20 protein-coding genes are annotated in these 22,314 nt (G+C 43.4%); 17 read left to right on the forward strand and 3 right to left on the reverse strand.

Going from position 1 to position 22,314, the window contains the following annotated elements; translation table 11 throughout:
* Positions 1 to 54: 54 nt before the first annotated feature.
* Positions 55 to 1,017 (forward strand): hypothetical protein, encoded by a 963-nt coding sequence (locus ACS8E3_RS06685; RefSeq protein ID WP_439242512.1) that lies wholly within the window; start codon positions 55 to 57, stop codon positions 1,015 to 1,017.
* 166 nt (positions 1,018 to 1,183) lie between these two features.
* On the opposite strand, the gene ACS8E3_RS06690 is transcribed toward ACS8E3_RS06685, so the two are convergent.
* Positions 1,184 to 1,573, reverse strand: a complete 390-nt coding sequence (locus tag ACS8E3_RS06690; protein ID WP_439242515.1) for an SCP2 sterol-binding domain-containing protein — start codon at positions 1,571 to 1,573, stop codon at positions 1,184 to 1,186.
* Between the two features lie 1,018 nt (positions 1,574 to 2,591).
* Here ACS8E3_RS06690 and ccoN point away from each other — a divergent pair.
* From ccoN to ACS8E3_RS06720, 6 genes are all read left to right on the forward strand, one after another.
* Entirely contained in the window at positions 2,592 to 4,073 is a 1,482-nt protein-coding gene (gene ccoN, locus ACS8E3_RS06695) for a cytochrome-c oxidase, cbb3-type subunit I (protein WP_439242518.1), read from the forward strand.
* A 9-nt stretch (positions 4,074 to 4,082) separates the two neighbouring features.
* Entirely contained in the window at positions 4,083 to 4,721 is a 639-nt protein-coding gene (gene ccoO, locus ACS8E3_RS06700) for a cytochrome-c oxidase, cbb3-type subunit II (protein WP_439242521.1), read from the forward strand.
* The gene (locus ACS8E3_RS06705; RefSeq protein WP_439242523.1) at positions 4,721 to 4,900 is read left to right on the forward strand and encodes a cbb3-type cytochrome oxidase subunit 3; all 180 of its coding nucleotides are present in this window, start codon (positions 4,721 to 4,723) and stop codon (positions 4,898 to 4,900) included. The genes ccoO and ACS8E3_RS06705 overlap by 1 nt, the downstream gene beginning before the upstream one ends.
* Positions 4,900 to 6,039, forward strand: a complete 1,140-nt coding sequence (gene ccoP / locus ACS8E3_RS06710; protein ID WP_439242526.1) for a cytochrome-c oxidase, cbb3-type subunit III — start codon at positions 4,900 to 4,902, stop codon at positions 6,037 to 6,039. Before ACS8E3_RS06705 ends, ccoP begins: the two co-directional genes overlap by 1 nt.
* 286 nt (positions 6,040 to 6,325) lie before the next feature.
* Positions 6,326 to 7,738, forward strand: coding sequence for a cytochrome c oxidase accessory protein CcoG (ccoG, locus tag ACS8E3_RS06715; RefSeq protein WP_439242528.1), 1,413 nt, complete (start codon positions 6,326 to 6,328; stop codon positions 7,736 to 7,738).
* 155 nt (positions 7,739 to 7,893) lie between these two features.
* A complete protein-coding gene (locus ACS8E3_RS06720; protein WP_439242530.1) occupies positions 7,894 to 8,478 on the forward strand; it encodes a FixH family protein in 585 nt (194 codons plus the stop codon).
* Positions 8,479 to 8,574: 96 nt separating this feature from the next.
* Here the strand turns inward: ACS8E3_RS06720 and ttcA are convergent, their stop codons facing one another.
* A complete protein-coding gene (gene ttcA, locus ACS8E3_RS06725) occupies positions 8,575 to 9,549 on the reverse strand; it encodes a tRNA 2-thiocytidine(32) synthetase TtcA (protein WP_439242799.1) in 975 nt (324 codons plus the stop codon).
* A 472-nt stretch (positions 9,550 to 10,021) separates the two neighbouring features.
* Between ttcA and ACS8E3_RS06730 the strand changes: the two genes are divergently transcribed.
* From ACS8E3_RS06730 to ACS8E3_RS06760, 7 genes are all read left to right on the forward strand, one after another.
* Positions 10,022 to 10,351 (forward strand): hypothetical protein, encoded by a 330-nt coding sequence (locus ACS8E3_RS06730; RefSeq protein ID WP_439242532.1) that lies wholly within the window; start codon positions 10,022 to 10,024, stop codon positions 10,349 to 10,351.
* A 218-nt stretch (positions 10,352 to 10,569) separates the two neighbouring features.
* Positions 10,570 to 11,070: a peroxiredoxin gene (locus tag ACS8E3_RS06735; protein WP_439242535.1), complete on the forward strand. Its 501-nt coding sequence runs from the start codon at positions 10,570 to 10,572 to the stop codon at positions 11,068 to 11,070.
* A gap of 342 nt (positions 11,071 to 11,412) precedes the next feature.
* On the forward strand, positions 11,413 to 12,918 hold the full coding sequence (locus ACS8E3_RS06740) for a dihydrolipoyl dehydrogenase (protein ID WP_439242538.1): 1,506 nt from the start codon (positions 11,413 to 11,415) through the stop codon (positions 12,916 to 12,918).
* Positions 12,919 to 13,028: 110 nt separating this feature from the next.
* Entirely contained in the window at positions 13,029 to 14,216 is a 1,188-nt protein-coding gene (locus ACS8E3_RS06745) for a mechanosensitive ion channel family protein (protein ID WP_439242540.1), read from the forward strand.
* A 155-nt stretch (positions 14,217 to 14,371) separates the two neighbouring features.
* On the forward strand, positions 14,372 to 16,663 hold the full coding sequence (gene rlmKL, locus ACS8E3_RS06750; RefSeq protein ID WP_439242542.1) for a bifunctional 23S rRNA (guanine(2069)-N(7))-methyltransferase RlmK/23S rRNA (guanine(2445)-N(2))-methyltransferase RlmL: 2,292 nt from the start codon (positions 14,372 to 14,374) through the stop codon (positions 16,661 to 16,663).
* Positions 16,664 to 16,848: 185 nt separating this feature from the next.
* Positions 16,849 to 17,424: a TerD family protein gene (locus ACS8E3_RS06755; RefSeq protein ID WP_439242545.1), complete on the forward strand. Its 576-nt coding sequence runs from the start codon at positions 16,849 to 16,851 to the stop codon at positions 17,422 to 17,424.
* 486 nt (positions 17,425 to 17,910) lie between these two features.
* Positions 17,911 to 18,981: a DUF475 domain-containing protein gene (locus ACS8E3_RS06760; RefSeq protein WP_439242548.1), complete on the forward strand. Its 1,071-nt coding sequence runs from the start codon at positions 17,911 to 17,913 to the stop codon at positions 18,979 to 18,981.
* Between the two features lie 137 nt (positions 18,982 to 19,118).
* Here the strand turns inward: ACS8E3_RS06760 and ACS8E3_RS06765 are convergent, their stop codons facing one another.
* Entirely contained in the window at positions 19,119 to 19,778 is a 660-nt protein-coding gene (locus ACS8E3_RS06765; protein ID WP_439242551.1) for a 7-cyano-7-deazaguanine/7-aminomethyl-7-deazaguanine transporter, read from the reverse strand.
* 324 nt (positions 19,779 to 20,102) lie between these two features.
* Here ACS8E3_RS06765 and ACS8E3_RS06770 point away from each other — a divergent pair, with 324 nt between their 5' ends.
* The 3 genes from ACS8E3_RS06770 (at position 20,103) to ACS8E3_RS06780 (ending at position 22,289) form a co-directional block, all read left to right on the forward strand.
* Positions 20,103 to 20,678 (forward strand): TerD family protein, encoded by a 576-nt coding sequence (locus ACS8E3_RS06770; protein ID WP_025647412.1) that lies wholly within the window; start codon positions 20,103 to 20,105, stop codon positions 20,676 to 20,678.
* A 170-nt stretch (positions 20,679 to 20,848) separates the two neighbouring features.
* Positions 20,849 to 21,601, forward strand: a complete 753-nt coding sequence (locus tag ACS8E3_RS06775; protein ID WP_439242553.1) for a TIGR00266 family protein — start codon at positions 20,849 to 20,851, stop codon at positions 21,599 to 21,601.
* Between the two features lie 76 nt (positions 21,602 to 21,677).
* Positions 21,678 to 22,289, forward strand: coding sequence for a TerD family protein (locus ACS8E3_RS06780; RefSeq protein WP_439242556.1), 612 nt, complete (start codon positions 21,678 to 21,680; stop codon positions 22,287 to 22,289).
* The last annotated feature ends 25 nt before the right edge of the window (positions 22,290 to 22,314 follow it).

Consider the following 22,314-nt stretch of genomic DNA (forward strand, 5'->3'; position numbering starts at 1 on the left):
ACGACTTAGCGCTCACTATCCAACCTTACCGCTGATTTAAGTTTGAGTATCCTCATGACCATTAATTATCATTATAAAAACGTACAAGCCCCTACTAAGATCACCTTATCCGACGAACAAACTGCTGGTCATGCTGATCATTGGCGTATATTGACCGATGATATGAGTCAGGATGTGCCCGAATGGTTACAGCAAATGATCGAGCATGCGGCTATCCCCAAAGGCCTCAATAGCAATGTCAGTGCGACAGACAGCTGTCTATTATTATCTGAAGATCAGCCCTGCCACATCAATCAAGTTTTGGCTATGAAAGAGGGTCGTCCTGAGCGTTTTATCAACGCTTACCCTTGCATCGATAGCCCCTATGGACTGAACTGTAAAATCGAGCGTATTATCGCCAATGACAACTCTCATGATGCGGTACTACGCTTACGCAGCAGCGATGGCAGTATTATTTATGCATTTGATCAACTCTACACTGCTAACCGTCATCAATACCAGCAAGGCGCCTCTTACTTTGTGAATTTTAGCGCTTGGGCGCATGAGATCTCGATCAGCGAACAAAACGAGGTAATCAAAGTTGAAGATGAGGAAGCCATTCGCTATCATCGCGCCTTTAATGACATTGTCGCCGCCAATGATGGAAAAATACCCGAAGATCTGCAGCAGCAAATTGCAGAGTGGCAGCCTGAGACTAAAGAGCAGATGGCTCCGGTCGAGATTAACCTAGGTCACATGTGCGCTTATCTGTTCGGCGATACCTTGGGCCAAGAGGATGAAGCTTGGTGTCAAGGACAAGTGCTAGGCAAGCAACAAACGGTCTTTAACGGTAAGCCCGTTATTTTGTTTGATGTAGTGATCTTGCGTGAACAAGACGCCGATCCTTTTGTCGTCCGTATTGGCGCTTGTGAGACCGATGAGACGCGAGCGATTGCAGTGCACGACTATGTGCAGGCGAATATCTGGCTACAAGCAGCCATTTATAAAGAAAACCAGCAAGAAAAAGCGGCTAGTTAAAAAAACAATATTAATAATGCCCGCAAAAAAAGCCCCAAACATAACTTTTGGGGCTTTTTTTGCGGGCTTAGATTTATACCTTTAGGAGGTTATAGCTAGAATGTATCCTCAGTATCGATTAACACACTCTAAAAACTAAGCTCTAAAAACAACACTCTAGCAAAAACTAAGCTAGCGTCGTCATTGACTTAATATCTTTAAACAGCGCTTTTTGCTCATCGCTTGGACGAGCCGTTTGTAGAGCCATCAATTGCGACATATCACCTTCGACGCGAATTTTACCACTCATAAAGGCACCCATAATCTCATTCATATCGAAATCAGTGATAATCGACTGCAAGGTTTTATTATCAAGCAATAGTGTCGTTGTCGCCTCAGAGTTCAGGCCTTTATGCAATAAGCCATTGGCGAAGTTACTTTCAATCACTTCATCACCGTCAGTGACTTTTAGGTTGATAACCATGTTTTCCAGTGCAGGAGGAAGGTTTAGCTCACCGGCTTCATTGCCCATTTTCTCTACTTCTTCAAACCAGGTATCCGTCAAAAAAACAGCCATATTCTTATCCTTAGTGAATACTTATTATTGATACTTATTATATTTATCTTATCATCGGTGTCAGTAGATAGAGTTGTCATCTTACTTATTTAACTCTCAAGCCATACATCGAATCTATAAACTAGACATTGATATAAACAGCGTCCATACAAGTATATTGAGTTGTCATCATTGTCATAAAACTATTTATACCGCTTTATTATAAGGGTGAGCTTAACTAGAAGTAAAACCTAATATCACCATTGATTGCCAAATGGTAACAAAATTTATCGCTTGGCTTTTACTTAGCAGGTTTTATTTACAGCATCAGTCGCAGACCAGCCCCCTTTAATACTTATTACTATTCTTATCCATGCGAATCAAACAGCGTACGTATTAGCCAAATAGACTTAGATATTCACATACAGGCGCCTCTATTTTATCTTTCAAGAGCTTATTAGGATAAGTTGCCCGATAAATTATTTACTAAAGAGTTTGTATTTTAGCGCAGGAGTTTGATGATATTTGATTAAGATTGCGTTACAATACCCTTAAACAGAGTCGGGAGTTTTAACTAAACGTTACCTGAGCGTGTTTTTTGTCAGCAGCCGCTAGCATATATCTGTTTTTTATCAGCTTATGAGACAGATAAATGTCCGATTGTATTTCAGTCCTTACTTGGCTAACCATTATCCAGTCAGTATTTAATGACCTAGTAACGGTAGCTTAATAACTTAGCTTCGTAATTAAGGTCTGAGTATGACAGTGTCTTATTAACTTTAACGATATATTAATCATCCTTACTTTGCTTAGTTGTGTTATTGGCCTTGGTGGCTATTTTACCGCTCAGTCAACGCTGAGATAGCAAAAGTTTGGCTCACTAGTTAATACACCGTTACAGTGATAGATAAGCCTGACAGCAGCATGCGCCGCAATCCCTATTCATTTGATAGCATCACCTCTTAACCTTGCTATCTTTTGGATATCGCAAAGCTTTAGTTAATTCTGTTGATAATTTAGGCTGTAAAGGAATCATCCAATGAGTTTACAAAACACAGCAGTCGCCCCTATAGACCGCGAGTATGAGATCACTATCGTAAGATTTTTTACGATTATGGCCGTCATCTGGGGCATCGTCGGCATGAGTATCGGTGTTTTCATTGCCTCACAATTGGCGTGGCCAGCACTTAACTTTGACATTCCATGGCTGACATTTAGTCGTCTAAGACCACTGCATACTAACGCGGTCATCTTTGCGTTCGGTGGCTGTGCCCTGTTCGCAACCTCTTATTATATCGTGCAGCGTACCTGTAAGACTCGATTGTTCGCCCCTTATTTAGCTTGGTTTACCTTTTGGGGTTGGCAGGCGGTTATCGTCTCAGCAGTCATTACATTACCGCTAGGGTTAACGTCGACTAAAGAGTATGCTGAGCTTGAATGGCCTATCGATATCTTGATTGCTTTAGTATGGATATCCTATGCTATCGTTTTCTTTGGTACGCTTATCAAACGCAAAACCTCACATATCTATGTCGCTAACTGGTTCTTTGCTGCCTTTATTATTACGATTGCCTTACTACATATCGTCAACAGTATGGCGATTCCCGTTAGTGCGTTCAAATCATACTCGTTATTTGGCGGTGCGACCGATGCTATGGTGCAGTGGTGGTATGGGCATAATGCGGTTGGTTTTTATCTGACGGCAGCGTTCCTTGGGATGATGTATTACTTCGTTCCGGTGCAGATTGGTCGCCCGATCTATTCTTATCGCCTCTCTATCGTGCATTTTTGGGCCTTGATTGCCTCATATATGTGGGCCGGTGGTCACCATTTGCATTATTCAGCGCTACCAGATTGGACACAGTCGCTAGCTATGGTGTTCTCTATCATTTTATTCGCACCTTCTTGGGGCGGTATGATTAACGGTGTTCTTACCTTATCAGGTAGCTGGGACAAGCTGCGGACTGACCCGATTATTCGCTTTATGATTGTGGCCTTATCCTTCTATGCGATGTCGACATTTGAAGGTCCGATGATGTCTATTAAGACGGTCAACGCGCTCTCGCATAATACTGACTGGACGGTGGGTCACGTTCACTCAGGGGCGCTCGGCTGGGTTGGTTTGATTACTATTGGTTCTATATATGTCATGCTACCGCGTATTTATAATAAACCAAAAATGTATTCTATCAGTCTGATTACTACTCACTTTTGGCTGGCGACAGCAGGTACCATTTTCTATATCGTCTCGATGTGGATCTCAGGTATTGGTCAAGGCATGATGTGGCTTGCGACCAACCCTGATGGTACTTTGGTATACAGCTTTGTAGATACGGTTGAGTTCTCGCACTTCCCTTACATTGGCCGTGCATTTGGTGGTCTGTTATATGTATCGGGTATGTTTGTGATGGCCTATAACGTCTATCGTACTATTCAGATGCCTGAAGGGAAGCCGGTCGATATCGCTGACCCAACGGATCATGAACCTAGTGTTGACCAAACTTCGACAGCTAAAGTATAAGGAGCGATCATGGCTGGTACACCGCATGAAATTATTGAAAAAAATACAGGCTTGTTGGTCATCTTTATCGTTATCGCTATTAGCTTTGCAACGCTAGTCGAAATTGTACCGCTAATCTATGATAACAAGAGTCCAGAGGATGGCGGGGTAAATACACCGCTTCCTGCCATGGAGCCTTGGACGGCGCTTGAATTTGAAGGCCGCGACATTTATATTCGTGAAGGCTGTCACGTTTGCCACACCCAAATGGTTCGCCCTTTACGTGCCGAAGTTGAGCGTTATGGCCCCTACTCTCGTGCTGCAGAATCAACGTGGGATCACCCGTTCTTATGGGGATCGAAACGTACAGGTCCTGATCTAGCACGGGTTGGTGGTCGCTATTCGGAAGATTGGCAAAAGCAGCATCTCATTGCACCAAGATCTTTAGTTCCTGAGTCAGTCATGCCTGGTTTCCCATGGCTTGCCACTAACGAAGTGGACGGAGTCAAGGTTCAAGCCAAAATGCGCTTATTCCGCGATCGTTTTGGGGTTCCTTACACTGAAGAAGATATCGAAGGCGCACCTGATGTCGTACTTGGTGCTACTGAACTTGATGCTCTAGTCGCTTATTTACAGCAACTAGGTACAGCGATGGAAGGACAGCGCTAATGGGTATTGGTGAATTACAAACAATTGCAACTGTTGCTGCCTTCATCGCCTTTATTGGCGTTGCCTGGTGGGCTTATTCGCCAAAAAACAAAAAACGCTTCGAAGAAGATGCACAACTTGCGCTCGATGACGATCTCCGTGATGATCCGTCTGATGAGCAGCGCAATAAGGATAAATGATGACATTCTTTTGGAGTTCTTGGATTACCATACTCAGTATCGCTTGTTGGGCCGGTATTCTTGGCGTCTTATTATTTGTGCTCAAATATAAGCCCGATGTCGAGGAAGATGGCACTACTGGACACAGTTACGATGGTATTCAAGAATATGATAAACCGCTACCAAAATGGTGGTTAGTAATATTCTTTGGTTCAATTATTTGGGCAATCGCTTATTGGATTTTCTTCCCCGCTATTTTGCCAAAGCACTGGGACGGTATAGCTACGGTAGAAGTCGATGGCGAAACCGTGCCCTGGACCTCGCATAATGAGTTAGCCAGTGAGCTTGAAGCTAACGATAAGCTATTTACAGATAACTTTGAACAGAGCATTTTAGCTAAAGCTGGCGCGAGTGATGCGACAGCAATTTTGGATGAGCTTAGTAGCTTACAAACGACTTTGCGTCGTAGTGAAGAGCCGCCTGCAGATCTGCAAACTCAGATTGATGATAAAGTAGCAGCGCTTGCGCCTGCAGTTAAGAAACTATCGCAAGATTCCAATGCCCTCAAAGTAGGTAGCCGTTTATTCTTACAGAACTGCGCGGTCTGTCATGGTTCTAATGCTAAGGGCGCGGTAGGCTATCCCAACTTAACGGATAACGACTGGTTGTATGGCGGAGAGCCTGAAAACATCTTGACGACACTACATAAGGGTCGAGTGGGTGGTATGACGGCGTGGCGTGAGCAACTTGGCGAAGATGGTATTCGTTCAGTAGCTGAATACGTATTATCGCTATCCCCTAGTAAAGGTGGCGCAAGCAACGGCGAGCTGGATCGAACTTTGGTTGCTCAAGGCGAAAGTATATTTAAAGAGCCAACCAACTGTGTGCTTTGTCATGGCCCAGAGGGTAAAGGGATGATCTCTACTGGCGCGCCAAACTTAACCGATGATATTTGGTTATATGGCGGTGATCGTGAGACAGTACGAGATACTCTACGTTATGGCCGTGCCGGTGTGATGCCTGAGTGGGAGACTAAGTTAGGAAATGAGCGTATCATGCTTCTAGCCGCTTATGTCTACTCGCTTTCAGATAGATCTGCTGCTAACACCAGTAATATGACGACGACTAACACCGCATCAGCCACAACTAGCGATAATTAAGCTAGTCGTCAGACAGGTTTGGAAATAATAGCATTTTAGTAAAGGAGGACTGTCAATGCAGTTCTCCTTTTTTGATTAGCAGACTTTTTATAACTTAAGCGCTCTGAGCGCCTTAATATTATAGCTTTACGAATATTGCTATTTGGGATTATACCCCCATTTATATTAGGGAAAATGTTAAAATAACCCTCCATAAAGACTAGTTTTCACCTTAGACTATGGCAACATTTTCTGTAGCGTCTCACCAGACTGCAAATTGATTCTTTTTTTAAAAAGAGGCAAGTTTATGTCAGCTCCACAACCAAATAAAATTCCTGTGCAACAAATAGATCTCGACGCGACTAAGCACCGAGTGCATCCCCGTTTTGTAACGGGGTTTTATCAAAATATTCGCGTCATTAGTATGTATTTCTTTTTGGCATTGTTTTTGCTGTTGCCATGGCTACGTTATGATGGCAGGCAGGCTATTTGGTTCGATGTACCTTCACAGCATTATTACATCTTTGGAATGACATTTTTAACCCAGGATTTTTACTTTATTGCTGCTTTTGCTCTTATCGCTGCTTTTACTTTATTTGTGGTAACCGTTTATGCAGGGCGAGTGTGGTGTGGCTATGCCTGTCCGCAAACCATTTGGACACATATGTTCCAGTATGTGGAAAAAATAGTGATCGGTGATCGCAATAAACGTATCAAATTTGATAAGTCGCCAATGGGGCCACAAAAAATCCTTAAGCGCTCGCTGATTTATTTTATCTGGTTTGTGTTTTCGATGATTACCGCAACCACTTTTGTTAGCTATGTATCAGGCACAGAAGCTCTGTATCAGAGCTGGCAAATGATTGGTTTCTTACCTTTTCCTGATTGGCCAACATGGATATGGGTATCGGTATTCATCTTCGCTTTCTCGACTTATGCCAACGCCGGCTATATGCGTGAGCAGATGTGTATTCAGATCTGTCCTTATGGTCGCTTCCAAAGCGTCATGTTCGATAAAGACACACTGATTGTCTCTTATGATTATGATCGCGGCGAGCCTCGCGGCGCGCGTAAAAAAGGTACGCATCCTGATGATTTAGGTGATTGTATCGAATGTCAGATGTGTGTGCAGGTCTGTCCTACCGGTATCGATATTCGTGATGGTCTGCAAGTTGCTTGTATTCAGTGCGCCGCTTGTATCGATGCGTGTAACGATATTATGGACAAGGTTGGCTATCCGCGTGGGCTTATCCGCTACACAACTGAGCGACAACTGGCTGAAAAAGAGCCTAGCCGTATATTGCGCCCGCGTTTATTTGCTTACTTAGCTCTGTTAACCATATTATGTGGTGGGCTCATATTTGCATTAACGGATCGGGTTCCATTAGAGATCGATATACGCCGTGACCGTAATCAGCTATCATCGCTGAATCAGCAGGGCATGATCGAAAACAGCTATGTGGTGAAACTCACTAATAAAACTCAAGACGAGCATACTTACAAAATCACTTTAGAACCTGAAGACGGTTTGAGTTTACAGCTGCGCTTCAATGATGTGCCGCTAGTTGCTGGTGAAAGCTTCGATATGTCAGTGAGCATTTACGGAGATCCAGAAGTTGTCGAACCAGGACAAACACCTGTGACGCTCAATGTAGAGAGCGAAGATGGTCAATATAAAGTCAGTAAAGATAACGTCTTTACCACTCAAGGCCAGTTGTAGCCGATAATGGTTAGGCGCTTATCATGATGCGATTAGAATAACGCGATGACTCTTTGACTTAATTTTGCTTGATGTCTTGCGCTTGATAAGTGATTATTATCTTACGTAGCACATTTGGCTTATGTATTAAACGCTATTTTATTAATAGGTATTTTATGTCTACTTCCTCATCGAACTTTAAACATCAAGACAGTCAGCCATGGTACAAAAACTACATGGTGATTATCTTTGTTATTGGTCTACCGGCGTTTGTGGTAGTGGCTTGTATTTTCTTCGTGTATTACTCTTATCAAATCCGTGATAGCGTGGTGCGTGATGACTGGTATATGGATGGCAAGACTCTCTATCACGATGTCTCACGTGACAAGCTCACTTACGATCTAGATTTGCATGGAAAGATGCAGTTCTCAGAGGCAGGGGATATCGTTTTTTATCTCAATTACCCTGAGCAAAGCCTACAAACAGGCACCTTATTGAACGGTGAACCAGTCACTTATCCTGATACCCTCAACCTATCCATCTCCCATGCCACTGACATCAAAAAAGATCGTGATGTGGTACTGCAACACCAAAGCGCTAATAAATATACAGCTCAAGCGGATATCGACCCCTTAAAAGCCAAATACTATCTACAAGTCAGTAATGAAGGCGATGATGATTGGCGTATGCAAGATGTGGCAAAACTGCCACGTACTGAGGTTAGTTTCAATCCGCTGCCTGTATTTGAAAAAACTTCTTAACAGAACTATCGAAACCTGTAATGTAAAAGCCAGCTAACTTGACAGGCTAGCTGGCTTTTTTGTGATTGGTAGTAAACTAAAAACCGTTTATTGGGCTTATAACACTGGATTGATAGTAGGAATCTTTGTGCTTTGCTGGCTTTTATTTATTGCCGTTACGGAATGCTCTGTATTCGAACTATTAGTGCTAAAAACTTGCTTTTTGGGCTCAGTGGTTAAACCCATCTCATCAAGAATGCCTTGCTGCCCGACTTGAATATTATTCCCTTCGAATAAGCGCTCGCTATCATCACGCTCGGTCGTTAACGTTTCAAAATCGAATAGCTCGCGATCGGCTAATTGTGACGGCGCTACGTTTTGCATGGCTTTAAAGATAGAAGCCAAGCGCTGCGGATGAGCATCATCCCATTCGCGTAGCATGTCGTTGATAATCGCGCGTTGCAGGTTGGTTTGGCTGCCGCATAAGTTACAAGGAATAATCGGGAATTGCTTTAGAGCAGCATAGTCGATGATGTCTTTTTCTTGTACATAAGCTAACGGCCGGATCAAAATATTTTGCTTATCATCACTGAGTAGCTTAGGTGGCATAGATTTCAGCGCACCGCCATGAAATAAGTTCAAAAAGAAAGTCGCTAACATATCATCGCGATGATGACCTAAAGCGATTTTGGTTGCGCCGATTTGTTTGGCAAAGCCGTAGAGCGAACCCCGACGTAAGCGCGAACACGCCGAGCAATAAGTCTTACCTTCAGGGATCACGCTTTTGACGATGCTATAGGTGTCCTTCTCTAAGATATAATGCGCTATCCCTTGCTCATTTAGATAATTGGGCAATACCTCTTCTGGGTAGCCCGGCTGCTTTTGATCCAGATTGACTGCGACAATATCGAAATGAATCGGCGCGACACGTTTTAGCAGCAGCAAAATATCGAGCAATGTATAGCTGTCCTTGCCGCCTGAGACACAGACCATGACTACATCGCCCTCTTCGATCATCTTGAAATCTTGAATCGCTAAAGACACTTGCCTGCGTAGCTTTTTCTGTAATTTTTTCAAGGTAGCAGATTGCATAGTCTCTGATTCATTGTCGTTAGTAGCAACGTCCAGTTGAGACTCAAAATTGGGAGTAAATAAAGTAGCGGTGTTCATAAAAGACTCAATATTAGGATAATACAAGATCGGCAACTAAGGCTAGGTTTATGAGCGTTAAATAGCATTAACCTCATTATAGTCTGCCATTAATAATAGCCGCATTATAACAAACCTTACCAATAAATTTATTAGCAATAAACCCTAGTATTTTTAAGATAGTGCGCTTAATGCGTTTTCGATATTGATACCGATAAACCTTCTATGAGATGTAAAGATAAAAGCGTAACAATTTCTTGCATCATTGCAGCACGTTGGTGGTTTTATTTATAGACTATAATTGATATGGTAGGGCACAAATAGCCAATTCCCAATCGGCCGCTGCGTCTTTGCTCTATGATTGGCTAATAGTTTATTGATTTATTTTTACTGACTGACCTGTAAGAGGATACTTATGAAGCTGTTACGCATTCTACCTTTGGCGCTGCTAGGACTTGTTGTTATCCCGCAAGCAAACGCTACTGATATTAAAAAAGACAATATTAATCAATGTATTAATGGCGCCGTTAAATATAAAGTTGCTGATAAGAACACCGCGTCTAAGCTGTGTAACTGTACTATCGATGTCCGTAGTAGAATGACTATCGGTCAGATGTGGGAAATCGAGAGTTACGCGCAAGACAAAAAAGACCCTTCTGGATTGCCTTATGTGCAAACGATGCAGCGAGACTTGCAGCAATGTACAGAAGGTTTAGACTTAAAGCAGCCACAAAAACCGTCTTAACAAAAACTATGTTAATCAGTATCGGTATAAAGCAGCGATAGCTTTGTGCAAGCTGTTACTTTATTAAATCTGTATTAGAAGTAACGAGATAAGACTGGCCATTGTCAGTCTTTTTTGTTTGTGAGTTGCCAACTAACGCGCAAAGTGTAAAACTGAGCCTTGATGACTGCCCACTACTGTTTGCAAATTTGAAAACTTCAACAAAAAAGGATTTTATTATGGCTAAGCCAACCACCGAAAACCTCGCTCTACCTGATTTTCCAGTGACGCTCGTACGCAAACTAGACGGAAATTTCATTGAAGAGGATATTAGCTTATCAGAGCTAGTAGCGAACAGACAAAAGGGCTTAATCCTCTATTTTTACCCGAAAGACAATACACCTGGCTGTACCACTCAAGCCACTGACTTCACCGAACATCTGCACGATTTCGATGATCTTGGCTACGATATCATTGGCGTTTCCCGAGACAGCGTTCAGTCCCATAAAAACTTTATCGAAAAACATGATTTACAAATCCCGCTAATCAGTGATGGCGATGAGACCTTATGCCAATACTTTGAAGTTATTAAAGAAAAAAATATGTATGGCAAAAAAACCATTGGTCTGGTGCGCTCCGCTTTTATATTTAATAGCGAAGGCACGCTCACCCATGCTCAGCGTAACCTGCGTGCTAAAGGCTATGCTGAGCGCGTATTGGCTCTGTTAGCGCCTAAATAAACGGCTGGCGCATAACCAACTCCTCATCTAAATAGGCTTGAGCATCTAACTCACCTAACGCTGCATTGGTTAACAACCCTATTTAGGGGACGTTGATACTATAACGGTGTCTATTAAACATTTTTGCAACAGCTCGCTACGCTTATCCTGCTGCGCTTTTATACAGATTCACTTACCCTAGCGAGTAAACATTGCATATGATTCAGTGGCGTAACGGTGAGCTGGCAGATAAAGACTAAACCTTATAAAATCCGCAGTAAGGCGACTAAAAAACTCGCTCTCAATTGACTTATGGCAATGACAGCATTTATTAATTATAGTTATTAAAAATAGGGAAACGTTATGAACCAATCGTCTGAAAACCTTGCTAATAAGCAATCTAAACAAAACTCCGATAGCGTCACGCGCACCGTTTCAGTCGCCGTTATTGGCGCGGGTACAGCAGGGCAAAACGCCTTTCGCCAAGCGAGCAAAATTAAGAAAGATATCGTAATCATTAACGAGGGTTTTTGGACCACGACTTGTGTTACGGTAGGCTGTATGCCGAGCAAGCTACTCATTGCCGCCGCTGATCGCGCCCATGAAGCCAAATACTCAGAAAATTTTGGTATTCATAGCGAAGTGACCATCAATGGCAGACAAGTTATGGCTCGGGTACAAGCAGAACGCAGTCATTTTGAGAGCTATATCGAAAAACAGGTCGAGAGCTGGCCAGATGATAGTAAAATAGCCGGTAAGGCGCATATTAATGAAAACGGCTTGATCGAAGTCAATGAAGAGATTATCCAAGCCGAGAAAATTATCATCGCTACCGGTAGCTCGCCCTTTATTCCTGACGACTGGCGCGAAAAACTAGGAGAAACGCTACTCACCTCTGATACCGTGTTTGACTTGCCTGATTTACCTGAGTCTGTTGCGGTGATCGGTACTGGCTCTGTGGGCTTGGAGCTGGCGCAAGCTTTTTCACGTTTGGGAGTCGCCGTAACTGCGTTCAACCGTGAAAACCGCGTCGCTGGTTTAAAGGATACCGACATTAACGCCAAAGCTATTGAGTGTTTGAGTGAAGATTTGACCATGCACCTCAAAAGCACTATTAATGAGATAGGCCATGAGATCAGTACCGACGGTAAGACAGCTGCTTTTATTGAATACACAGATAAAAACGGCAATGAGGGTCGCTGGCAAGGTGAGCGTGTGTTAGTAGCTACTGGACGACGTAATAATATTAAGCAGTTAGGTGTGGAGAATTTAGGGGTTGAGCTCGACGAAAAAAACCGTCCAAAAAACCTAGATAAACATACCGGTCAGATAGGTGATCTGGATGTCTACATCGTTGGTGATGCCAACGCGAATATTCCGCTTTTACATGTTGCTAGTGATGAAGGCTATAGCGCTGGCAGTATCGTTTGTGATCAAAATACCGATGCTTATATTCGTCCGGTAGCGATTCCTTTTTCTATCGTCTTTACCTCCCCACAAATCGTCAATGTCGGTATGTCACAGCAAGAGATTGAAGACGATCCAGATTTAGAATACGTCATTGGTAAAGTCAGCTTCGATAACCAAGGCCGTAGTCGCATTATGGGTGTCAATTGCGGCTTACTGCATATTTATGGCTGTAAAGAGACGGATAAGGTATTAGGCGCGAGCATGGTCGGCCCAGATGCTGAATATATTGGTCATATTTTAGCTACCGCTATAACGAATGATATCTGTGTAAAACAGCTGCTTGACACGCCTTTTTATCATCCTACTATCCTCGAAGGACTACGTACGGCGCTGCGGGATGTTCAACACAAAATGGCTATCCCTTATCAGTCGCTTGATACGCAAGAAGATGGTTTTTAGAGCGCTGTTAAGATACACTTTTAGGATAGTGGCTTGGTTTAAGCCGTCTTTTAGAGCCGCGTTTTTGACGTTAGACTAGCCTTTATTAATACACTCATATGGACAATAAGATGGCCATCGCTAGCATTACTGATTTTTTTCAAGAAATCATTCGTGATTTGCATGCCAGCCTTTATCTGGCATTGGGTGGTTCAATAGAAGAAGATGATCTAGATTGGTCTTTGTATGCCATAGAGCTTGCTAGTACTGCTATTAAGATACTCATACTGTTAGCCATCATAGGTTTTTTTTATTGGTTAGCGATATATCTAATCAAAAAGAACAGCACCCGCTTGCGCATGAATGAGCGCCGCGTAAAAATAGCCCGCTCGGTGCTGCGCTATATCTGGATAGTGGCGAGTCTTATCGCTATTATGAGTCAAATTAACTTTGAGCCTGAGACAGTCAAGGCAACCGCTAAAGCTTGTATATGGGCGGGCATATACTATGTACTTTGGACCTCCTCCGGACAGATTATCCATAAAGTACTACAGCATTATGGCTTAAACGCCTCGATTGAACAGCTACTCAAAAATATTCTCTCAGTCATCTTGTTGGTGCTTGGCCTTGCCAGCGTCATGGCGCAGTTTGGCTTTGATATTGTCTCTTTAGTAGCCGGTTTAGGTATTGCAGGACTAGCCGTTGGTTTCGCCGCGCAGTCCACACTTGCTAATTTTATTGCCGGTATTACAATTTTGCTTGAACAATCCTTTCAAGTAGGCGACTGGGTCAATATCAATGGTAATGAAGGGCGCGTGGTCGTCATTGCCCTACGCACCACCCATGTACTTACCCGTGACAACATCACCGTTATTATTCCCAATTCAAATGTCGCCTCATCTGAGGTCACTAACATAACCTCCAAAAACTTTATACGTTTTGATATCCGCATGCGTATCGCTTTTGAAGATGATGTTGAAAAGGCAAGGACAGAGATCTTACAAGTGCTAAAAGATACTGAAGTGGTGCTAAATCGCCCTGAAGTCTCAGCTACTGTGGCTGAAATTGGAGAATACGGTGTTTATTTTATTATCCGCTTTTGGGTTAAGCCGGCCTCCGTCGCTCGTATGCCCAAGATAAAAGAGGATCTACAAGAAAAAATCAAATTGGCTTTTGATGCCGCCAATATCTCAACTCCCTACCCACACATGCGGCTGTTGATGCCAAAGGATGTCGATTATCCTATCGCGACTAAACCTTTTGAAACGACAACGCAACTGGTCTCCGATGAGATAGTGTTAACGAAGAACAAAGATTAAAGCGTGCTGACCTATATATAGCCTTGAGCGCTATGGTCATTGAACTATATCAGCGTGAATTATGTTAAAATTATCGGTTAGATAGTATTTCTGTTTTTGTACTAAGCTCTTTTTATTTACATCCTTTGATCCGCCCTCTAGCCACAGGTATCCGTATGACCGAACCAACCTCCTCTGCACAGCCTTCATCATCATCGCTGACGCTCGACCTTATTATCACCTGTGCCGATGGGCTTGAGCTACCTCTACAGACTGAGCTATCAAGCTTCGGTATCGAAAGTGATATTAAGAGTACCGGACGTTTGAGTGTTAGCGCAAGCTTGCGGGACTTATACCAGATTTGTCTCTGGTCGCGCGTGGCATCACGGGTACTCATGCTGATTAAGCGTAAAAACATCAACTCTGATTATGATGTGGCAGAGCAGCTCTATGGACTAGCAAAATCGATTGACTGGACGCAGCAGTTCGATTTAGAGCAGACCTTTGCTATTCGTCTGTCAGTCGATAAGCGCGTGGCGGTCAGCCAGCAGTTTGCCATGCTACGTATCAAAGATGCCATTGCTGATACCTTTAACGAAGCTTATGAGAGCCGCCCTAATGTTGATAGCAAAAACCCAGATTTTGCTATTTTTGCTACCGTCAATGATAAGCAAGCCGAGCTGTATTTAGATCTATCGGGTACTAGCTTGCATCGCCGCGGCTACCGAGTGGCGATGACTGATGCACCGTTAAAAGAAAACTTAGCCGCCGCCCTGCTCTACAGCTCAGGCTGGCATTTAAGCAACCAAGCAAATAATGCGCCTTTATATAATGCTTTGATTGACCCAATGTGCGGCTCTGGTACCTTCATTATCGAAGCGCTGCTTATGCATTTAGATTATGCCGTTGGTATCGATAAAGCTGCTAATCAGTTTGGCTTTTATCAGTGGCAGCATCACGATGAGAGTCTATGGCAGACCATGATCGATGAGGCGCAAGATCGTCACCGCGAGGCGCTCGCTATTGCGCTTGAGCAGCCTGATACCTTGCCGCTGATACTTGGATTTGATGCTGATAGCGGCGCTATCTTAGCGACCGAAAAAAACCTAATAGCGGCCGGCCTACAAGATCTGCTACCGCTGATCGATCTGGAGACGCGCGCGCTAGATAAGCTCAGTCATACTTTGCGACCGATGGTCAAAGATGGCAGATTAATTAATCCATTAATTATCACTAACCCGCCTTATGGCGAGCGCTTAGGCGATGAGGACTTTATTCGTCCGCTTTATCAAGCGCTGGGGCTTATCTTACAAGACAGCTTCGCCGGTAGCGGTATCGATCCGATGCTAGGTATCCTCGCCGCCCATGTCGAGCAAGTCGATATCCTACCGATTAAAGAGCCAAAGACCTTGCGCTGTCATAATGGCGCGATAACGGTATATTTCCGCTACGGTCAGCTGATTGCCGGACAGTTAGGTAGCTTAACCAGCAACTTTGAGAAGCGAGAAATTGCAGTCGAGGAAGGACAGGACTTTATCAATCGCTTGCAAAAGAACTTAGGTAAGCTCAGAAAGCAAGCTGCTAAACAAAACGTTAGCAATATCCGTGCTTATGATGCTGATCTACCAGATTTCAAAGTCGCCATTGATCTGTACGGCGATTACGTGCACGTACAAGAGTATGCACCGCCGAAGACCATTCCGCCTGAGACCGCCAAAAAACGCTTCAATCTGGCGCTAATGGGTATTCGAGAAGTGCTCGATATCGACCGTGAGCAAGTGTTTATCAAGACTCGTGCGCGTCAGTCAGGCAATGAGCAATATAGCAAGCAAGGCAATAGTGAGAAAAAAGGCAAGTTTTATATCGCGCGCGAAGACGGCGCTTATTTTTATGTCAATTTTACCGACTATCTAGATACCGGTCTATTCATCGACCACCGTAACATGCGCGCGCGTATCAAGGCCAATAGCAAAGATAAATCAGTACTGAACCTGTTTGCTTATACTTGTACGGCTAGTGTGCATGCCGCGCTTGCTGGGGCAAAAAAAGTCACTAGCGTCGATCTATCCCAGAATTATCTGGATTGGGGTAAGCAGAATTTTGTGCTAAACGGTCTCGATATCAGTCGCCATAAGTATCAGTTCGTCGCCGCTGACATTTTTGAGTGGATCAAAGACAATACTGAGCAGTTCGATATCATCTTTATCGATCCGCCGACCTTTTCGAACTCCAAAAAGTTCCAAGGCACCTTTGATGTGCAGCGCGATCATGCGGCGCTTATCAACCGCGCTATGAACCGCTTAACATCTGACGGTGTACTTTATTTCTCTAACAACTTCACGCGTTTTGAGCTGGATGAGCAGCTCACTGAGCGCTATGAGATTACTGAGATTACCCATCAAACGATCGGTTTTGATTTCAATATCAAAAAGCCTATTCATCAAAGCTTTGAGATTCGCCATCGTTAGGGGCTGAGTTAATAGTAAAGCAACAATAACCGTAATAACTATGACCTGATCGGCTTTGATTGGGTCATTTTTTGTTGTTATGATAGAACATCAATAAATAGTCGCTACCTCGGCGCATTTCTCGCTTTTAAACTATTTATTGCCATTTATATTTACTATAACAACTACTATTAAAAGGATCTCCCATGGCTTTATCATTAAATAAAGGCGGTAACTTATCACTAACCAAAACCGACCCTAATCTCAATAAGCTGTTAATTGGTTTAGGCTGGGATGAGCGCGCTACCTCAGGCGCTGAGTTTGATCTTGATGCTAGCGTGTTTTTGCTAAGTAATGCCGGCAAAGTACGCGGCGATCATGATTTTATCTTTTATAATCAACTCAAATCTGACAATGGTGCAGTTGAGCATACCGGTGATAATCGTACCGGCGAAGGGGATGGCGATGATGAAGTCATCAAAGTGAACCTGACGCAAGTGCCAAGCGATATCGATAAAATTGTCGTAACTGTGACCATTCATGATGCTGCCGCTCGTAGCCAAAACTTCGGTCAAGTCGCGAACGCTTTTATCCGTGTCGTCAACGAAGAGTCTGGCACTGAGGTGGTTCGTTTCGATCTGGCAGAGGACTACTCAGTTGAGACCGCGATGGTGTTCGGTGAAGTCTATCGCCACAATAACGAGTGGAAATTTCGCGCGGTAGGTCAAGGCTATTCTGGCGGCCTGCAAGCAATGTGCCATCAATATGGCGTCGATATCTAACTTTAAAGCCTTGTAAAAGCATTGTTGTTAGAGCATAAAAGCAGGGTCAATCAAAGCATAGTTAAAGGGTTTAAAAATGTACTGCTCAATGCGCTATTTTTGCCAATATTTTGTGAGATATGACTTTATTTCTGATGAGTAATCGCCATAATAGCTCTAAGTATAAAACCGCATAGGCTGCAAAATAGCGTAACTTTTCCTAGCTAAACCGGCCAAAATGCTTTATGTTTCTCTAAGTTTTTTCCCAAAAAAGCAGCTAGTAATAGCTGCTTTTATAATAGCTATACCCCAACTAGACAAGATTAACCCAGCATTATAGTGAGTTCCTTATAAAAACGGTACAGTGGGACTGGGATGAATTTTATGCAGCCTCTGTCTGCTAGGCACAGCACGCCAGTAAAATTTATACCAGTTCCGCGTTGAAGAACCATATATCTATTTTATTTAGAATTGACTATAGTTTGATGCAATAAGACAGGATATGTCATGAGACATTTTTATTTAGATTTTATCTTCACCGCTATTGCCTTGGCGGTAGCGGCTTGGTGGGGATACTCAAACGGTGGTTTAGGCGGAATGATAGCCACGCTATCAATTACGGCTATTTTGGCGGTTATGGAGATCTCCTTATCTTTTGATAATGCCGTTGTTAACGCCTCCGTCCTAAAAGGCTGGGACGACTTTTGGAAAATGATTTTCTTAACCGTAGGTATTTTGGTCGCCGTCTTCGGTATGCGCTTGGTCTTCCCTATCGTCATCGTCGCTGTTACTGCGGACTTAGGTATGATGCAGGTGATCGACTTGGCTTTGAATAATCCTGAAGAGTACTCTGCGAGATTGATGGCGCATCATGCTGAGATTTCAGCGTTTGGTGGTATCTTCTTATTATTAGTCTTCTTAAACTTTGTTTTTGATGAAAAAGAAGTGCACTGGTTTGACTGGCTTGAGAGCCGCTTGGCGAAACTTGCCAAAGTCGATGCGATGAGTGTCTTTGTGGCACTGATTGTGTTAATGATTGCCGTATCCTTTGCTGCAGACACGCAAGCGGCGGCAGTGTTGATCGCTGGTGTTTGGGGTATTTTGGTATATTTAGGCGTACAAGTGGTCTCTGGTATGTTAGAGGGCGATCTTGAAGAAGAGCTAGATGCGGAAGGTAAGAGCACAGGCCAAGCGACTAGCGCTATTATGAAAGGTGGGATTATCGGCTTTTTATACTTAGAAGTCCTTGATGCATCATTCAGCTTTGATGGCGTTATTGGCGCGTTTGCTATTACTAATGACGTGATTGTGATTATGCTAGGTCTCGCTATCGGTGCGATGTTCGTACGTTCGATGACTATTTTCTTAGTCGACAAAGGCACGCTTGATGAGTTTATCTATCTTGAGCATGGCGCTCATTACGCTATTGGCGCTCTTGCAGTTATTATGCTGTTATCGGTCAAATTCCACGTACCAGAGCTGATTACTGGTCTGATTGGTATTGCCTTTATCGGTTGGGCGCTGTTAGCTTCGCTTAAGTACCGAAAAACAGAGGCGCTAGCGAATCCTAAGGGGTAGGTAGAGCTTATAACTTAGCCGCTTGAGACAATAAAAAAGAGCTATAGCGATAATTCGTTATAGCTCTTTTTATGTGTATGATAATTATCTTATTGTTCGGTTCTCTTGTAGCTCTTACCCTGTCTTAGCTCTCCTATCTACTTACCTGCCAACATTTTTTGCAGCTTCGCCAAAATCACTCCGTATAGTGGCAAAAATATTAATACGCCCATGACCATCTTAAAGATATAATCTACTGTACCAATCTCAACCCAGTTCGCTGCCATAAAGGGATCCGGACTTTGATAAAAAGCGATGGCAAAGAAGCAAAAGCTATCGATTAAGTTACCTATTAGCGTTGAGGCGAGCGGCGCAATCCACCAGCTTTTTAGCTGACGTAGTTTGTTAAATACTTGAATATCTAATAATTGCCCAACCACATACGCGGCAAAGCTGGCTAGCACAATGCGAAATACAAATAGATTAAAATCAAGTAAGTGCTCATGCCCGACAAACTGCCCATTAGCGAATACCACCGAAAAATAGTACGAGATCGCTAGTGCCGGCAGCATAGCGAAAAAGATAATACGCCTCGCCAACTGCTGACCAAAGATACGCACGGTCAAATCAGTCACCAAAAAGATAAACGGAAAAGTAACCGCGCCCCAAGTAGTGATAAAGCCAAAGAAGCCAACTGGAATTTGCACCAGATAGTTACTGATAGCGATAATAAAGATGTGCAGACCCACTAACCAAAATAAAGCACGGCTGTAGCGAATAGACGATGTAGATGTGGCTGAAATAGAATTGATGCTCATAGAAGAGTCCTTTTTTTAATTCAGGGTTGAGGGAACCTGAGCGCGCATATTATAAAGCAAAAGCGATAATAGCTAAACCCTTCGGGTAAGAATTTTTATTAGCCACTTTAGACAAATTTAGTTCATAAAAAGTTTTAAAGATGTTTTCCGTAGATGATTTTAAGACACATCTCTAAACAGATAACCACAAAATACGACTTGCGTAGTCAGTAGCTGCTTAGTATAGTAAAACGTAACGCTAAGCGACCTACCATCTACGCTTAGCAAATAATGAATCACCTTATAATGCCTCAATAAATCATTGATAACTAAAAGGACAATTTTATGGCTATTAGCTTAACAAAAGGCGGTAACGTCAACTTATCAAAAGAAGCGCCAGGCCTCACCAACATCACCGTCGGTCTTGGCTGGGATCCACGCGCCACTGACGGTCAAGAGTTTGACTTAGATGCCATCGCGTTTTTAGTCAATGAAGGCGGTAAAGTGCGTAATGATAAAGACTTTATCTTCTTTAATAACCTAAAGTCAGACAATGGCGCTGTTGAGCACACCGGCGATAACCGCACTGGCGAAGGTGACGGCGATGATGAGCAGATCAAAATCAATCTCGCTAATATTCCAGCAGATGTCAGCAAAGTTGCGGTTTGCGCGATCATTTATGAAGGCCAAGCCCGCAACCAAAACTTTGGTCAAGTTGGCGAAGCGTATATTCGTATCGTCAATGACAACGGTAATAGCGAAATTGCTCGTTACGACTTATCAGAAGACGGTAGCACTGAGACCGCTATGATCTTTGGTGAGCTCTATCGTCATAGTGGCGACTGGAAATTTCGCGCAGTCGGTCAAGGCTTCAGCGGCGGCTTAGGTCCATTAGCCTCTTCTTATGGTGTGAATGTCTAAGATTAGACTTTCAACATAAGTAAGCGTTATCTATTAAAGCTAGCAAGTGCGATGATTATCCGTGTTTGTTGGCTTTAATTTTATGCATTCACCAGCTCTCTATCCTCTTTATATCATCAATAGCAAAAGTAAATGATCAGTTCAATGACTAGCTTAAGGATACATTCATTATGGCAGCGACTTTTAATTTAATAGGTACCATCGAGCCTTTTTTGCACTGTAATCTACAAAAGGGTGACTCGATCTATTGTGAAGCCAACGCTATGGTCATGATGGAGTCCAATCTTGAGCTAAAAGGTAAGTTACAAGGCGGCCTCATGCAGTCGTTAATGCGCCGTTTTGCTAATGATGAATCGCTATTTCAGCAGCAGATTGAGGCGACAGGCGGTGAAGGCGATTGTCTGCTCGCCCCTACTCTCGACGGTGATATGCAGATACTCGATGTTGGAGCGCAGCAATATACGCTAAGCGATGGTGCTTTTGTTGCCGCGCAAAAAAACGTCGATATCAGAGCTAACATACAACGTAATTTGGGCGGCGCGGTGTTTGGCGACACTGGCGGTTTTATGGTGATGCAAACCCAAGGTCAAGGCCAAGTAGTAGTATCAGGGTTTGGCTCGCTATTTGAGATCGAAGTTGAGCCGGGTAAAGATGTCATTATCGATAATGGTCATGTAGTCTGCTGGGATTCTAACCTAGAATACAAACTCTCGGTCTCGACCAGTAAGAAGAAAGGGTTTATGAGTAATATAATCAACTCTGTCACAAGTGGCGAAGGTATGGTGTTGAACTTTTCTGGTTCAGGTAAAGTGATTATTTGCTCGCGTAACCGCGATAGCTATCAAGGCTGGCTACAGAGCGTACTAGGTAGCAACGCGGGTGGTCGCGGTGGCGGCGGTGGGTTTTTAGATAATATTTTATAACCAAAAAATGCAGTTGGATGAATTCACTCTACCACTTTATTGCAAAAATTCTTATAACAACTAAAAGGAATACGATATGGCAGTCAGTCTACAAAAAGGACAAAAAATATCCTTAAGCAAAGAAGCAGGCGGTACCCTTACCCAAGTCAAGCTTGGCTTAGGCTGGGATGTCGCACAAGCACCGCAAGCACAAAAAACTGGCTTGTTAGGAAAACTATTTGGCGGTGGTAGCGGCGGCGGCGACACTATTGATTTAGATGCCTCCTGCATTATGTTCGATAGTAATAAGCAAGCCGTCGACGCGATTTGGTTTGGCCAGTTGCAATCCAAAGATGGCAGTATCTTGCACACCGGCGATAATCGTACCGGCGCAGGTGACGGCGATGATGAAGTGATTAATGTTGATTTATCGAAGATTCCCACTACTGTGACTTCCTTAGTATTTACCGTCAATAGCTTCACGGGTCAGACTTTTGAGACGGTTGAAAATGCCTTTTGCCGTATCGTTAATGCCAGTAACAACTCAGAAGTAGCGCGTTATAACCTATCAGCGCAAGGCGGACACACTGCGATGATTATGGCGAAAGTCTATCGTCATAACAATGAATGGAAGATGCACGCTATCGGTGAAACCGCTTCTGGTCGCACCTTTCATGATTTGATGCCCGCTATTGCACCGCATGCGTAAAAATTAGTATTGAATCCTTAATAAA

The organism is Psychrobacter sp. 2Y5 (genome assembly GCF_051847375.1).
Taxonomy (GTDB): domain Bacteria; phylum Pseudomonadota; class Gammaproteobacteria; order Pseudomonadales; family Moraxellaceae; genus Psychrobacter.

Excerpts from the sequence above, each read along its gene's own strand:
- ACS8E3_RS06685 (WP_439242512.1), top strand. The coding sequence starts at position 55 with ATGACCATTAATTATCATTATAAAAACGTACAAGCCCCTACTAAGATC.
- ACS8E3_RS06690 (WP_439242515.1), bottom strand. The coding sequence starts at position 1,573 with ATGGCTGTTTTTTTGACGGATACCTGGTTTGAAGAAGTAGAGAAAATG.
- ccoN (WP_439242518.1), top strand. The coding sequence starts at position 2,592 with ATGAGTTTACAAAACACAGCAGTCGCCCCTATAGACCGCGAGTATGAG.
- ccoO (WP_439242521.1), top strand. The coding sequence starts at position 4,083 with ATGGCTGGTACACCGCATGAAATTATTGAAAAAAATACAGGCTTGTTG.
- ACS8E3_RS06705 (WP_439242523.1), top strand. The coding sequence starts at position 4,721 with ATGGGTATTGGTGAATTACAAACAATTGCAACTGTTGCTGCCTTCATC.
- ccoP (WP_439242526.1), top strand. The coding sequence starts at position 4,900 with ATGACATTCTTTTGGAGTTCTTGGATTACCATACTCAGTATCGCTTGT.
- ccoG (WP_439242528.1), top strand. The coding sequence starts at position 6,326 with ATGTCAGCTCCACAACCAAATAAAATTCCTGTGCAACAAATAGATCTC.
- ACS8E3_RS06720 (WP_439242530.1), top strand. The coding sequence starts at position 7,894 with ATGTCTACTTCCTCATCGAACTTTAAACATCAAGACAGTCAGCCATGG.
- ttcA (WP_439242799.1), bottom strand. The coding sequence starts at position 9,549 with ATGCAATCTGCTACCTTGAAAAAATTACAGAAAAAGCTACGCAGGCAA.
- ACS8E3_RS06730 (WP_439242532.1), top strand. The coding sequence starts at position 10,022 with ATGAAGCTGTTACGCATTCTACCTTTGGCGCTGCTAGGACTTGTTGTT.
- ACS8E3_RS06735 (WP_439242535.1), top strand. The coding sequence starts at position 10,570 with ATGGCTAAGCCAACCACCGAAAACCTCGCTCTACCTGATTTTCCAGTG.
- ACS8E3_RS06740 (WP_439242538.1), top strand. The coding sequence starts at position 11,413 with ATGAACCAATCGTCTGAAAACCTTGCTAATAAGCAATCTAAACAAAAC.
- ACS8E3_RS06745 (WP_439242540.1), top strand. The coding sequence starts at position 13,029 with ATGGCCATCGCTAGCATTACTGATTTTTTTCAAGAAATCATTCGTGAT.
- rlmKL (WP_439242542.1), top strand. The coding sequence starts at position 14,372 with ATGACCGAACCAACCTCCTCTGCACAGCCTTCATCATCATCGCTGACG.
- ACS8E3_RS06755 (WP_439242545.1), top strand. The coding sequence starts at position 16,849 with ATGGCTTTATCATTAAATAAAGGCGGTAACTTATCACTAACCAAAACC.
- ACS8E3_RS06760 (WP_439242548.1), top strand. The coding sequence starts at position 17,911 with ATGAGACATTTTTATTTAGATTTTATCTTCACCGCTATTGCCTTGGCG.
- ACS8E3_RS06765 (WP_439242551.1), bottom strand. The coding sequence starts at position 19,778 with ATGAGCATCAATTCTATTTCAGCCACATCTACATCGTCTATTCGCTAC.
- ACS8E3_RS06770 (WP_025647412.1), top strand. The coding sequence starts at position 20,103 with ATGGCTATTAGCTTAACAAAAGGCGGTAACGTCAACTTATCAAAAGAA.
- ACS8E3_RS06775 (WP_439242553.1), top strand. The coding sequence starts at position 20,849 with ATGGCAGCGACTTTTAATTTAATAGGTACCATCGAGCCTTTTTTGCAC.
- ACS8E3_RS06780 (WP_439242556.1), top strand. The coding sequence starts at position 21,678 with ATGGCAGTCAGTCTACAAAAAGGACAAAAAATATCCTTAAGCAAAGAA.